At 63.4% G+C, this 12,547-nt stretch carries 12 protein-coding genes and 1 pseudogene; 12 read left to right on the forward strand and 1 reads right to left on the reverse strand.

The genetic code is table 11. The features are described from left to right. Window positions 1–398 precede the first annotated feature (398 nt). From M0639_RS32120 to M0639_RS32170, 12 genes and pseudogenes are all read left to right on the forward strand, one after another. The gene (locus M0639_RS32120) at window positions 399–1,775 is read left to right on the forward strand and encodes an MBL fold metallo-hydrolase (RefSeq protein WP_064074838.1); all 1,377 of its coding nucleotides are present in this window, start codon (window positions 399–401) and stop codon (window positions 1,773–1,775) included. 288 nt (window positions 1,776–2,063) lie between these two features. Continuing rightward, window positions 2,064–4,217 (forward strand): MMPL family transporter, encoded by a 2,154-nt coding sequence (locus tag M0639_RS32125; RefSeq protein WP_082893234.1) that lies wholly within the window; start codon window positions 2,064–2,066, stop codon window positions 4,215–4,217. Between the two features lie 114 nt (window positions 4,218–4,331). After that, window positions 4,332–4,601 carry a metal-sensitive transcriptional regulator gene (locus M0639_RS32130; RefSeq protein WP_064074840.1) on the forward strand — a complete coding sequence of 90 codons (270 nt, stop codon included), beginning with the start codon at window positions 4,332–4,334 and terminating at the stop codon, window positions 4,599–4,601. Between the two features lie 43 nt (window positions 4,602–4,644). Further along, window positions 4,645–4,872: a YgaP family membrane protein gene (locus M0639_RS32135; RefSeq protein ID WP_064074841.1), complete on the forward strand. Its 228-nt coding sequence runs from the start codon at window positions 4,645–4,647 to the stop codon at window positions 4,870–4,872. Between the two features lie 40 nt (window positions 4,873–4,912). Beyond that, window positions 4,913–5,320 carry a DUF302 domain-containing protein gene (locus M0639_RS32140; RefSeq protein ID WP_064074842.1) on the forward strand — a complete coding sequence of 136 codons (408 nt, stop codon included), beginning with the start codon at window positions 4,913–4,915 and terminating at the stop codon, window positions 5,318–5,320. Window positions 5,321–5,372: 52 nt separating this feature from the next. Next, window positions 5,373–6,152: a sulfite exporter TauE/SafE family protein gene (locus M0639_RS32145; RefSeq protein ID WP_064074843.1), complete on the forward strand. Its 780-nt coding sequence runs from the start codon at window positions 5,373–5,375 to the stop codon at window positions 6,150–6,152. A 203-nt stretch (window positions 6,153–6,355) separates the two neighbouring features. After that, window positions 6,356–6,955 (forward strand): hypothetical protein, encoded by a 600-nt coding sequence (locus M0639_RS32150; RefSeq protein ID WP_231915185.1) that lies wholly within the window; start codon window positions 6,356–6,358, stop codon window positions 6,953–6,955. 435 nt (window positions 6,956–7,390) lie between these two features. Next, entirely contained in the window at window positions 7,391–7,519 is a 129-nt protein-coding gene (locus tag M0639_RS35035) for a hypothetical protein (RefSeq protein WP_269454960.1), read from the forward strand. Window positions 7,520–7,550: 31 nt separating this feature from the next. Beyond that, window positions 7,551–8,276 (forward strand): haloacid dehalogenase-like hydrolase, encoded by a 726-nt coding sequence (locus tag M0639_RS32155; protein ID WP_231915176.1) that lies wholly within the window; start codon window positions 7,551–7,553, stop codon window positions 8,274–8,276. 26 nt (window positions 8,277–8,302) lie between these two features. Then, the gene (locus tag M0639_RS32160) at window positions 8,303–8,947 is read left to right on the forward strand and encodes a hypothetical protein (RefSeq protein ID WP_064074878.1); all 645 of its coding nucleotides are present in this window, start codon (window positions 8,303–8,305) and stop codon (window positions 8,945–8,947) included. 48 nt (window positions 8,948–8,995) lie between these two features. After that, window positions 8,996–10,525, forward strand: coding sequence for a DUF1254 domain-containing protein (locus M0639_RS32165; RefSeq protein WP_064074844.1), 1,530 nt, complete (start codon window positions 8,996–8,998; stop codon window positions 10,523–10,525). A 106-nt stretch (window positions 10,526–10,631) separates the two neighbouring features. Beyond that, window positions 10,632–10,824, forward strand: a pseudogene (locus M0639_RS32170) (IS6 family transposase); the annotation flags it as partial. Between the two features lie 312 nt (window positions 10,825–11,136). Here the strand turns inward: M0639_RS32170 and M0639_RS32175 are convergent. Continuing rightward, window positions 11,137–12,507, reverse strand: a complete 1,371-nt coding sequence (locus tag M0639_RS32175; protein ID WP_064074879.1) for an MBL fold metallo-hydrolase — start codon at window positions 12,505–12,507, stop codon at window positions 11,137–11,139. Window positions 12,508–12,547: the final 40 nt, after the last annotated feature.

A 12,547-nucleotide genomic window follows, 5' to 3' on the forward strand; every position in this document is an offset into this window, starting at 1 on the left:
ACACCATTGCAGCAATGATCTCCCACGGGAACCAGAACCCCCTGTACGTCGACGACATCACCGGATCGCCCCAGACCAGGCGATCTCAGCAACTTGACAGTGCCCTTCGAAGTGCTGGACATCCGCACCTCGCGATGGGGTGATGTTTCATGAAAGCCGTTCTCGCTCAGGTGGTGCTGTCACCGACGAACCATTCGGCGCTTCAGATGATGCTGGGATTGCATAGCAAGGTATTGCTCTCGCCCGTCCCGTTCCTGTTTTCGCGGCGATTGTTTCGATCGATCCGTCCAGGCGTCCACCCCTTCACCCGGATACCCCCTGGGGTAACTTGACATACCCCTGGGGGTATCTGGCACACTGTGTTTATCCGACTCGGCACCGCAAGAAAGGTTGTTTCCATGCTCCTCGAGCAGTACTACATCGAGTGCCTCTCGCATGCGTCGTACCTGATCGGTGACGAGAGCACCGGCCGTGCCATCGTGGTCGACCCGCGCCGCGACATCACCGAATACCTCGAGGACGCAGCCCGCTACGGTCTGACCATCGAGGGTGTCGTCAACACGCACTTTCATGCGGACTTCGTCTCCGGCCACCTCGAATTGCTCGAGGCGACCGGTGCGTGGATCGGCTTCGGTGAAACCGCGGACACCGACTTCCCGATCCGCCGACTGCGCCATGGCGAACACCTGACGCTGGGGGAGACGGACATCGAGATCCTGTCCACTCCCGGTCACACCTGGGAGTCGATCAGTCTGCTGGTGCGGGAAAATTCACATGCCGCGCCTTCCGCTGTGCTGACCGGGGATTCGCTGTTCATCGGCGATGTCGGTCGCCCCGACCTTGCAAACCTCGGCGACGGCACCAACACCGACCTGGCTCGGGCGATGTACCGCACAGTCCACGAGACGCTTCTGACCTTGTCCGATGAGGTGACCGTGATGCCGGCCCACGGCGCGGGATCCTCCTGCGGCAAGAACCTCTCCTCCGAGTTGACCTCCACCATCGGCGAGCAGCGCCGCACGAACCCGTCAGTGCAGCCGATGAGCGAAGATACGTTCGTTGCTCTGATCACCGACGGTCAGCCTGCGGTGCCGCGGTACTTTTCTACCGATGTGACCCTGAACAGGTCGAATCGCGCTCTCCTCGAACAAAATCGGCGCATACCCGAGCTGACATCGGAGGAGCTCCGGACGGAAATGGCCATCGGAACTCGCATTCTCGACGCCCGCACTCCGGACGACTTCGCCGGCGGGCATCTGCGAGGCTCGATCAATGTCGGATTCGACGGCAGGTTCGCTGAAACCGGTGGCATGGTCGCCGATATCGGCGAGCGCATCGTACTCATCACCTATCCGGGTGAGGAACAAGATGCGGCGATGCGTTTGGCGCGCATCGGATCCGACAACGCAGCCGGGTACCTCACTGTCGGCGTCGACGGGATCTTTCCGAACTCGCTCACCGACCTTGTCCGTACCGCTCCGCGTACTGCTGTGGTCGAACTGGAGGGGCTCCTGGATTCGGATGCAGTGACCTTGATCGACATCCGAAATCCCGGCGAGCGCGACTTCGGGGTCATCGACGGTGCGCAATCGATTCCGCTCGCCCAGCTCCGCTCCCAGATCGCGGACCTGCCACGAAGCCGGCCCATCGTTGTGCACTGCGCCGGCGGTTGGCGCTCGTCCGTCGCTGCATCACTGTTGCGGGCCAACGGCATCGAGAACGTCAGCGACCTGGTCGGCGGATACACGGCTTGGGTCGAGCGGTCGTCCGAATAGTGCCTGATCGCTGAAACTCTCGTGCCCCATAGGCGGTACGGCTCTGACAAGGAGAAACCAGATGTGTTACCCCACGGCATGTTCTTCCTGCTCCAAGACCACCTGGGCAGGGTGCGGCCAGCATTCCGAGCAGGTCATGGCAGGTGTCCCGAAAGCGCGGCGCTGCACCTGCACTCCTGCTCCTGATCCGGGTTCCGGGTTCTTCCGGTCCATTTTCGGCCGCTGACCGGTGCGCCGGACACTGCTGCGCACGTCACTCCCATTCACCCCATCTTCAGGAGTCAATCAATGACCGGCAAATCTACTGTCGAGGAACGCGTTACGTCGGCGTCTCGATCCTCCGGCGGAGTGCTCGGGCGTATGGGCGCGGCCATGGCAGGCAATGCGAAATGGGTGATCGGTGTCTGGCTGATCGTCCTCGTCGCCCTCGGTGCGGCCGCACCATCGGTGTTCAGTTCCCTCGCGGGCGCCGGGTGGCAAGCCAACGGGTCCGAATCGGTCCAGGTTCGCGAACTGGCACAGGAACACTTCGGCGGTAACTCCTCGGCCGCGGTCCAGGTCGTGGTCCATTCCGACGACCACACCGTCGACAGTCCCGAAGTGCAGCGCACCCTCACCGCGGTCGCGGATGTCTTCGCCGGGGACACCCGTTTCGGTGCGATCATCGCACCGCAACCGGGAATGTCCATCAGCCCAGACGGGCACACCGGAATTCTCATCGCGGGCGCGAACGCGTCCACCGACGAGATGGTCAAGGCCGTCGACGATCTCAAGGGGCAGTTGACCGCTCTGTCCGGTGACGGCATCGAGGTCTACCCGACCGGTGCTTCGGTACTGTGGAGTGATTTCAACAAAGCGAACCACGACGCGATGATTCAGGCCGAACTGTTCTCCTGGCCGGTCACCCTCGCGATCATGGTGCTCGCGTTCGGGTCCCTCGTCGCCGCAGGGCTCCCGTTGCTGTTGACCCTGGCCGGCCTCGTCGCCTCCGCAGGTGGCCTGGTCCTGCTCAACCAAGTCACTCCGATCTCGGTGTGGGCGATGAACTTCGCGATGATGTTCGCTCTCGCCCTCGGTATCGACTATGCCCTGTTCATCGTCGCCCGCTTCCGCGACGCGATCGCGCATGCCACCTCCAAGCAGGCAGCTGTGGCGGAAACCATGGACACCGCGGGCAAAGCCGTTGTCCTGTCCGGAATCACAGTGCTGGTCAGTTTGTCTGCCGTCCTTCTCGTTCCGGCCCCCGCGGTGCGGACGATGGCGATCGGCATCATGATCGCCGTCTTCTTCGTCCTTCTCGCCTCGATGACTCTGTTGCCAGCAGTGCTCGGGAAACTCGGCACCAAGGTCAATGGTGGATCCCTGCCCTACGCCAAGCGGCAAGAACACCGCTCGCCGAAGTTCGCCGCATGGGGTGAACTGCTGCACAAGCACCCGTGGCCGTTCGCTATCGGTTCTGTCCTGGTACTGATCGCGCTGTCGATCCCGGTGCTCGGTCTCAAGGTAGCGATGCCTTCCATCGAAGTCGTCCCCGCCGACGCCCCGGTCCGCCAAGGATACGAACTCGTCCAGGCCCAGATGGGTGAGGGTGCACCGGGCATGTTGCAGATCATCGCTCCCGCCGCCGAAGCCTCGCAGACGGCGCAGACCGCTTCCTCGGTCGACGGCATCGCCATGGTCACTCCGCCGCAGCCCGCCCCAGACGGCAGTGACTATGTGATGCTGCAGGCCATGCCGACCGTCGACCCATCGGATGCACAGATAGGCACTATCCTCGACACCTTGCGTGCAGACCTCCCCTCGGGTGCACTCGTGGGCGGCGCACCGGCGGAGAACCTCGATCTGCAGCAAGCGCTGAACGACTACTTCCCACTCATCGTCGGTATCATCCTGGTACTCGGGTTCGTGTTGCTTCTGGTGGCGCTGCAGGCGCCGTTGATCGCCGTCCTGGGCACCGTGGTCAGCCTGCTCTCCACCGCAGCCGCATTCGGGGTCGCGAAGTTGATCTTCCAGGACGGGCACGGTGCATCCCTGCTCGGCTTCACTCCGCAAGGCTTCCTCGACGGCTGGGGGCCGGTGTTCTTCTTCGCAATGATCTTCGCGATCGCCATGGACTACACCGTGTTCCTCCTCGCCACGGCAAAAGAACACTACGAACGATCCGGGGACCCGAAGGTCGCCCACATCGCAGGTCTGGCTCATTCCGGACGAGTGATCTTCGCCGCCGCCGCGGTGATGGTGGCAGTGTTCTTCACCTTCGCGCTCGCTGACCCGCTACCGCCGAAGGAAATGGGCATCATTCTCGGTGTTGCTGTCCTACTCGACGCAGTCCTGATCCGGCTCATCCTGTTGCCGGTGCTCCTGCGGTTGACCGGACACGCCGCATGGTGGTCCCCGGCGTGGTTGCGAAAGGTATTGCCCAACATAAGTTTTTCGCACTGACAGGGTCCGGGGGTGGTTCGGCAGCTGTGACGCACAGATCTCCCGAACCACCCACCTGGGCATACCCATAGGGGTATATTTGAGGTTGCTGATTCACCCTCGGAAGGAAATCCCATGGTCGGCGACGACGACAGCATCGCATTGGTACTCAACCGGCTCCGCCGTGCTCACGGTCAACTCGCCGGGGTGATCTCGATGATCGAGCAGGGCCGCGACTGCAAGGACGTGGTCACCCAACTCGCGGCGGTGTCGAGTGCATTGGATCGCGCAGGCTTCAAGATTGTCGCTACCGGTCTGCGTGAATGTATGACCGGTGATACCGCGAACGGCAAGGAACCGATGACCGAAGCCGAACTCGAAAAGCTCTTCCTCGCGCTCGCCTGAGTCCGAGGCGACGATCGAGGACAATGAACGGAAGGAACAGATCATGACAGCCCTCCCTCGGCACCACGGCTGGACCATCGAACGGATCGTTCCCCTGCTGGGCGGGGTGGTCGTCCTGCTCAGTGTGGCGCTGACCCTCATCTTCTCCATCTGGTGGCCGCTTCTCACCGCGTTCGTCGCCGCGAATCTCCTGCTCTACAGCGCAGTAGGGTGGTGCCCGATGAGCCTGATACTTCAACGCCTCGGCATCCCATGTCTCGGCACCCGCTGACCGATCCCAGACCCCCAATCCCGGAAAAAGGACGTAGATCATGCAACTCGCTCTCACGACCACCCTGAACACCACCTTCGACGACGCTGTCGAACGCACCCGCAAGGCCCTGGCCGATCAGGGCTTCGGGATACTCACCGAGATCGACATGAAAGCGACCCTCAAAGCCAAACTTGACGAAGACATCGAGGATTACCTCATCCTCGGCGCCTGCAACCCGCCGTTGGCGCATCGCGCCGTCGACGTCATGCGTCAGATCGGACTACTGCTGCCGTGCAACGTCGTCGTGCGCGCCGACCGCACGGCAACGAACAGCGTCATTGTTGATGCGATGAACCCCGCCCTCATGGCCGAAGTCACCGGTGAGCCGGCACTGCAGGCAGTCGCCGACCAAGCGAGCACCAGACTGCAAGCTGCGCTCGATTCACTTACCACGCAACCACACTGACTCGTGACCACGCGGAAGACAGCCGGCTACCAATAAACGGAAACGGATTCCGATGACCCTCGCAATCGCACTCGCGGCCGGCGCTGTCATCGGCATCCTTCTCGGACTCCTCGGCGGCGGCGGATCCATCCTCTCCGTACCGGTCCTGGTATTCGCGCTCGGCCTCGACATCGACCGGGCGGTCCCGATCTCACTGATCGTGGTCGGCGTCGCCTCGGCGGTCGGCGCCGTTCCCAAAGTCCGCGCACATCTTCTGCAGTGGCGGCTGGCGGCGGTGTTCGCCGCCGCCGGCATCCCCGCCACCTTCCTCGGCAGCGCCTTAGGGCGACTGCTACCGCAGGCCGCCGTCATGGTCGGGTTCGCCGTCGTCATGATCGTAGCCGGTGCACGTATGCTCGCCGACCGCGGAAATACCGGGACCGCCTGCAGTGTAGGGGATTCCGGCATCAACTGGCGCCGCTGCGCACCTCGCGCAATCCCCGCCGGATTCGTCGTCGGCGTTCTGACGGGACTGTTCGGCGTCGGCGGCGGATTCCTCATCATCCCCGCGCTGGTGCTTATGTTGGGTATCGACATGCAGATCGCGATCGGAACATCACTTCTGATCATCGTCGCGAACTCGACCGCCAGCTTGATCTCGCACCTGGGTGGCGGTGTCACCATCGACCCGGCCATCACGATCAGCTTCGCCGGAGCTGCGATCGTCGCGTCCCTAATCGCCGGGCGGTTCGGCAACCGCATCGACACCGACAAACTCCAGCACTGGTTCGCCTACTTGGTCTTCGTCGTCGCCGCCTACATTCTGCTAGACACTCTCGTTCTAGGTCGCTGACGCCGTGACGCACGAGGAGCCGCGTTTGTGTGGGCTTCGCTGTTGCATATACGCAGCGGGCGCGCAGGCTGCCAATTGTCGTATCAGATCGGCATCGAGTATTCCGACCTCGGCGGGCCCACCTCCGCGGTCGGGTGGCCGGTCGGCGGTGAGCTGATCCCCCGAACGGGGCTGGACGGTTCAACCGATTCCAGGAGGGCAACATCTATTTGGCGGCCACCGGCACCCACCCGGTGTACGGGGCGATCTTCGCCGTTTCGAGAACGGCCGCTTCGGGTTCCCCGCCTCCGAAGAGGTCGCCGTCCCAAGCCGCCGGCAGACCAACTTCGAAGGCGGCTGGATCCGGTGGGTCGACGACGGCGATCAGACCCTCACCTCTTGATCGAGCCGGGGTGCCGATCGCGATGACCTTCTGTGCGCACCCGACTGCACCCCGCGCGTCACCGAGAGTGGCTACCGGGGCCCTTCCCGGTCAGCGCAGGATCATTTACGCCGCCACGACCGCGAGAACGATCGTGACCAGCAACAACAGCAGCATAGTCTCGAGCGTGTGCGTGTGCGTCCAGCCGGCCATGCTCGTAAGTGTGGTCCGCCCTCGCGCACTCCGGGCGGGTTCGCCCCTGCGCTCATCCGCGCCGGGCCTTGAGCCCGTTTCTAGGGGTGAATCCTGGTGCGCGGTCCGCACGAGCTGCCAGTGTCGCCGTTCCTCTGGCACGAGTCCGGTACAGATTTCTGGTCCTTTGCCCGCTGGAAAGAGATCCTCGTCGGGGTCGCGGTTGCCGTCCTCGGTCTCGTGGGGTTGACGGCACCGCTGCGGGTGCTGATCGCGTCCACTCTCGGCGGGCTGGCCGGCTGGAGGGCTGATCGTCTCGCTGCTACTAGGCTACGGCCTCGGCACCGGGGCCACTCCGTCCGCCATCAATGACATCCTCGCCGGTCTCACCCTGATCGCGGTCACCGCCCTCGGCCACGTCGACGCCCGTACCGCCCTCACCACCGACACCGACACCGACACCGACGAGTGACCCGTACGGCTACCACCGCCACCCGGTGGTCACGGGCGCGATACCCGCACGGGTGCGCCCGCGATTCTCCTCCGGAACCTCCCCACGATAGGGCAGCATGGCAAGCACGGGGACGTGCCCGCGGGTCGGACGGTGTGACGGTAATGAAACGCATCCTGAACGTGCTGATCGTCGTGGCCCTCATCCGCTCTGACCACATATGAGGAGAGTCGTATGACTGGCACATTGAAGAGCTGGAACGAGGGCGAGACCAAGCGGGCGATCGAGGCTTTCGTGGCCACGGCGACCACGCCCGGCGACGGCTACATCGAACTCGCCGACCGGATCGCGGTTCGACAATGACGGGACCCTCTGGATCGAGCAGCCGCTCCCCGTGCAGCTCGACTTCATCTTCCGCTCTCTGGCACGGGCAGCGTCCGGTGACCCCGAGCTCGCTGCCAAGGAGCCGTACAAAGCGATCCTCAGCCATGACAACGCGTTCTTCGCCGCCGTCGGCCAGCAGCAGCCGGATGCGATCCTGGCGCTCGAACAGGCTCTGGCACACACTTGGCTCGGCACGACACCCTCTGAGTTCGAGTCCGAGGTGCTGGCCTACCTGCGGGCGAAGCAGTCTGAGAAGTTCTCTCGGCCCTACACCGAGCTCGTGTATCAGCCCATGCTCGATCTGTTCGACCTGCTCGCAGCGAACGACTTCCGCGTGTTCGTCTGCTCGGGAGGCGGCCGCGAGTTCATGCGGGCCTTCTCGGAGTCAGCGCTGGGCATCCCCCGCGAACACGTCATCGGCACCTCGCCCGTGTACGAGTACAAGGACGGAGAGATCCGCCGCGGTGGCGAGGTCCTGGGCGGCCTGGCACTCGGACCCGGAAAACCGGAGCACATCTTCGCCTATGGGGGCCGCATGCCCGCACTCGCCGGCGGCAACGCCGACGTCGACATCGAGATGCTCGAGTCCGCGAAGTTCTCGCTGCTGATCGTCCACGACGATGACGAACGAGAATTCGCGTACGTAGAGGGCGCCGAACGCTCGCAGGCCTCCGCGAAGACCAACGGCTGGACCAGCGTGAGCATCAAAGATGACTGGAGCGTGGTCTTCCTGTGACCAGCCGAAACGAAACGGAGACGCCGATGACCGAACTCACCGCGATCGACATCCTGATCCTTCCGGATGACACGATGATCACCCACGCGAAAGAGTGGAACGCGCGTGTCCGCAAGAAGCTGGCAAGCGGCTTCGCGTTGGACTCCTCGCACACTCCGCACATCACCCTTCTGCAGCGCTACGTCCATACCGCCCACCTCGAGGACGTGTACCGCGTCGTCGGTGAGGCGCTCACCGCCGCTCCGGTCGCGACCTTGGAGTTCACGGGCGTGAAGCTCGCACACATGGAGATGGCGGCGACACCGGGAGTGGGGCTCGCTGGTCTGCTTGTGCAGGCCAGCCCGGCCGTCATCGACCTGCAGTCCGCGCTGATCACCGCGCTCGAGCTGTACACGGGCTCTGACGGGACAGCGGCGGCATACGTGACCTCCGAGGCCGAACCGGATATCAACGCCGACACCCTGCACTACGTGGAGTCCTACGTGCCCGTCCACAGCGGTGAGCACTACATGGCGCACGTCACGGTGGGGCAAGCCCCGCTCGAGGATCTGACGACGTTCGAAGCGGACCCCTTCCCTCCGTTCGTCTTCCACCCCGCTGGTGTCGCGATCTTTCACCTCGGCGACAACGGCACCGCCCGCACCGAGCTTCACAGTTGGTCGCTCAGCTGAGAGCGATCCGACACCCACCGCGATTCTTACTGAGAAAAAGGAAGATTCATGACAGGCAGCAGTACCGTTCACGGCAAGGGGCAAGGCCTGATCAACGTGGCACCCACAAGCGCGTCGGCCGACATTCCCAACGGATACAACACGTCGATCCCGAGCAAGATCATGACGCCGGACCGGGTCCAGACTCGGATCGGGACGCTGGAGTTCACTGACGGTTTCCCGAGCGACGAGACCGCCGCGAAGGTGTTCGAGCACCTGGACTTCGTGCGTGCTGTGGAGGTGTTTTTGCAATGCGTTCCCGCGGCGTCGATGGAGGGACTTCGTGCGGGCTTGGCCGGCATCGGCTGTGACGCCGCGCACAAAATGGTGATCGCTGATCGCCTGCTGGATTCCAACCCGCTGTTCCTCACCGGTAACACCGACACCGTCTACGCGCTCGCGATGCTCGACCTGGATCGTGATGGTCCGACGGTCATCCAGATCCCACCCGGGTGCGGGCCCGGCACCGTCAACGACGCATGGTTCCGCTTCGTGACAGACATGGGCGCACCGGGACCTGACCGTGGTAGCGGGGGTGACTACCTGCTGATCCCTCCTGGCTACGACCGTGAGATTCCCGACGGGTATCACGTGGCCCACTCGGCGAGCCACACCAACCTGCTCGCGCTGCGCGGGTTCGTCGTCGACGGCAAGACCGATGCGGCGAAAGCGATGTTCGAGAACGGCGTCAAGATCTACCCGCTGTCCGGAGCGGAAGATCGCCCTCAGATGGAGTTCAGCTCCTTCTCCGGCAAGGTGTTCAACACCATCCACGCCAACGATCGGGAGTTCTACGACGAGATGGCGCAGGTGATCAGGCGCGAACCGATCGAGATGATCGACCCGGAGACGCGGGGCCTGCTCGCTTCGATCGGCATCCACAAGGACCGTCCGTTCGAGCCTGATGAGCGGATGCGCGCCACACTCGCCGATGCCGCCGCGGTCGGCAACGCCACTGCCCGCGCGATCTGCTTCCAGACCAGGGATCCGCGCGCCCACTATTACGAGGATCGCACCTGGAAGACGGGTTTCGTGGGTGGCGACTATCAGTGGCTCGACGGTGACGGGCGCGGCGGGCGCAACATGGACGCCAGGACGTTGTTCTTTTACCAGGCGACCTTGAACACACCGGCCATGGCGCTGGAAATGGTAGGTGCCGGCTCACAATACGCGCTCTCCGAACGCGACTCCTCCGGTGCGTTCCTGCAGGGCGGCAACAACTATCGCCTCACGCTCCCCCCGAATGTTCCCGCCAAGGACTTCTGGTCGATTATCGCCTACGATCCCCAGACCCGCTCGGAGCTGCAAACCGGTCAGCCACTGCCGAGTCGCAGCAGTGAGAATGACCGCGACGAGCTCGTCTACAACGACGACGGCTCGATCGATCTGACCTTCGGCCCGGAACCGCCGAATGAACGCCGTGGCAACTGGATTCAGACAGTGCCCTCCAAGAGCTGGTACGCGATCCTACGGCTCTACGGGCCGCTGAAACCCTGGTTCGACAGGAACTGGGTCCCCAACGACATCAAGCGGATCTGATCACCACCCGGCAGCCGCCGCCGGGGCGCCACTCGATGGCCTCTGTCACTGTGCGCATAGGGCACTGTCATATTGTTGAACGCGGCAAACTGGGAGAATCGGTGGGGTGAGCACCGCAAGGCTGTCGTACAAAGGTCACCGCTACCCAGTCGAGATCATCAACCACCGTGCGTGGTTGTGCTTCCGGTCCCCGCTCAGCTTCCGTGACGGTCGAGGAAATCATGCGCGAACGCGGTGTCGTGGTCAGGTATGAGTCGATCCGACGGTGGTGTGCCAAGTTCGGGCAGGCGTACGCCAACGGGCGATTTTTATGCGTGGGCTCGGCTCAGTTCTCCGCACTTGTCAAACAAGATGCTTTGGGCGACCTCAAGATGTAGGTACACAACGATCGGCCTGGTCAGCGACTCGCATAGTGCTGTCACTTCGGTCAGCACCGCTTTCGACTGCCCCAGACGACGAATCTGTTTTGTAACGGTGTCTCGACCGCTGAGCGCAGGTTGTTCTCTGGGGTGCTCGGCAGGAATTATCTGTCGGAAGGACGTCGTAGTCAGGGAATCTGGCCGATAGCGCACTCAGCTTGTGCGACTAAGGATTCGGATGGGTGCTCGTCGTCAGGTGTGCGCTGTTTGGAGCCCAAGTTCCACAGCCTGGCCGTAATTTTCGTCGATCAGCACGACAGTGCGGTGCTCGCGGTCGAGCAGCGAGGCTGCGATAGAGGCTCGGTACCCGGAGGCGCAGTGCACCCACACTTCGGCTGCGTCGGGAACGTCGGCGAGGCGGTGCGGTAGCTCGTGGAGCGGGATGTTGACGGCGCCGGGGATGTGGCCATCTGCGTACTCGGACTCTTGGCGCGTGTCGAGCACGGTCACCTTACCTTCCGCGGAGGCGGCCGCGAGTCCGGCGAAATCGGACACGTCGTAGGCCCGCGCTTGTCCGTCACCGACGAGCGAATGAATTTCCCCGACAGCGGATCCGGAGGGACTGTCGATACCGATACGAGCCAACTCGCGGGTGGCGTCAGCGATCTGGTCGGCTGTTTCACCGATCAGTGTCAGCGGCACACCCCACTCATAGAGCCACCCGAGGTAGGTGACGAACGTAGCGGACAGCTCGAAGCCAAGGGATCCATCGAGGTGACCGGCTGCGAAGGCGGTGCGCGCTCGCAGATCGACAACCCACTGGCCTGTGTCGATACGCCGGCGTAGTTCCTCGGGCTCGACAGGCTCGGGCGTGGACAGGTCGATCGGGGCCGGCCCCTCGGCGTTGATGACGCCCATGTGGGCGTAGTACGCGGGATAGGTGGAGAGTCCCGCGATCAACTCCTCCACATAGGTTTGTTCGTCGTGGGTGAGCGCAGGGTTCGACTGCTGTTGTTCACCTATGGTCGAGGAAACTCCGCTGGTGGGGGTTGCGGAGCAGAAGCTACCAAACCCGTGGGTGGGATAGACCTTGACCGCGGCGGGGAGTTCGTCGGCGATACGGCGAACCGAATGGAACTGTGCGTGGGTGAGTTCGTCGGTGTGCTCGGAGCCGAGCAGGTCGGTTCGGCCGGTAGATCCGTAGAGCATCGAGCCGCCGGTGAAGATCGCGATGGGCTCGCCGCGGTGGCGCAGGATGTAGCTGACGTGGTAGTGAGTATGGCCGGGGGTGTGCATGACCTGGAACGCGACCGCTCCCATGTCAATGACATCGCCGTCGACGACGGCTCGGCGCTCGTATTCGACCGGGTCGCCGTCCGGTACCACGTACTGGGCGCCGGTGGCGCGCGCGAGTTCGAGCCCCCCGGTGACGTAGTCGTTGTGAATGTGAGTTTCCAGTACCTGGGTGATCGCGGCGTGCTTCTCCTGGACAAGAGCGAGGACACGGTCGATATCGCGTTGTGGATCGATCACCACTGCGACCCCGTCATGGCTGATTAGGTAGCTGCGATCGCCGAGGCTCGAAGTTTCGATGATGGCGACGTCGGGTTCGGTCGTGCTCATGATGGCTCCTCCAGTGCTGTCGGGCGGCCAAGGTAGTGAT

This window comes from Rhodococcus qingshengii JCM 15477 (assembly GCF_023221595.1).
GTDB lineage: Bacteria > Actinomycetota > Actinomycetes > Mycobacteriales > Mycobacteriaceae > Rhodococcus_F > Rhodococcus_F qingshengii.

Bases quoted from the DNA above. Each gene is read 5' to 3' on its own strand.
- M0639_RS32120 (WP_064074838.1), top strand. From the start codon at position 399: ATGCTCCTCGAGCAGTACTACATCGAGTGCCTCTCGCATGCGTCGTAC.
- M0639_RS32125 (WP_082893234.1), top strand. From the start codon at position 2,064: ATGACCGGCAAATCTACTGTCGAGGAACGCGTTACGTCGGCGTCTCGA.
- M0639_RS32130 (WP_064074840.1), top strand. From the start codon at position 4,332: ATGGTCGGCGACGACGACAGCATCGCATTGGTACTCAACCGGCTCCGC.
- M0639_RS32135 (WP_064074841.1), top strand. From the start codon at position 4,645: ATGACAGCCCTCCCTCGGCACCACGGCTGGACCATCGAACGGATCGTT.
- M0639_RS32140 (WP_064074842.1), top strand. From the start codon at position 4,913: ATGCAACTCGCTCTCACGACCACCCTGAACACCACCTTCGACGACGCT.
- M0639_RS32145 (WP_064074843.1), top strand. From the start codon at position 5,373: ATGACCCTCGCAATCGCACTCGCGGCCGGCGCTGTCATCGGCATCCTT.
- M0639_RS35035 (WP_269454960.1), top strand. From the start codon at position 7,391: ATGACTGGCACATTGAAGAGCTGGAACGAGGGCGAGACCAAGCGGGCG.
- M0639_RS32160 (WP_064074878.1), top strand. From the start codon at position 8,303: ATGACCGAACTCACCGCGATCGACATCCTGATCCTTCCGGATGACACG.
- M0639_RS32165 (WP_064074844.1), top strand. From the start codon at position 8,996: ATGACAGGCAGCAGTACCGTTCACGGCAAGGGGCAAGGCCTGATCAAC.
- M0639_RS32175 (WP_064074879.1), bottom strand. From the start codon at position 12,507: ATGAGCACGACCGAACCCGACGTCGCCATCATCGAAACTTCGAGCCTC.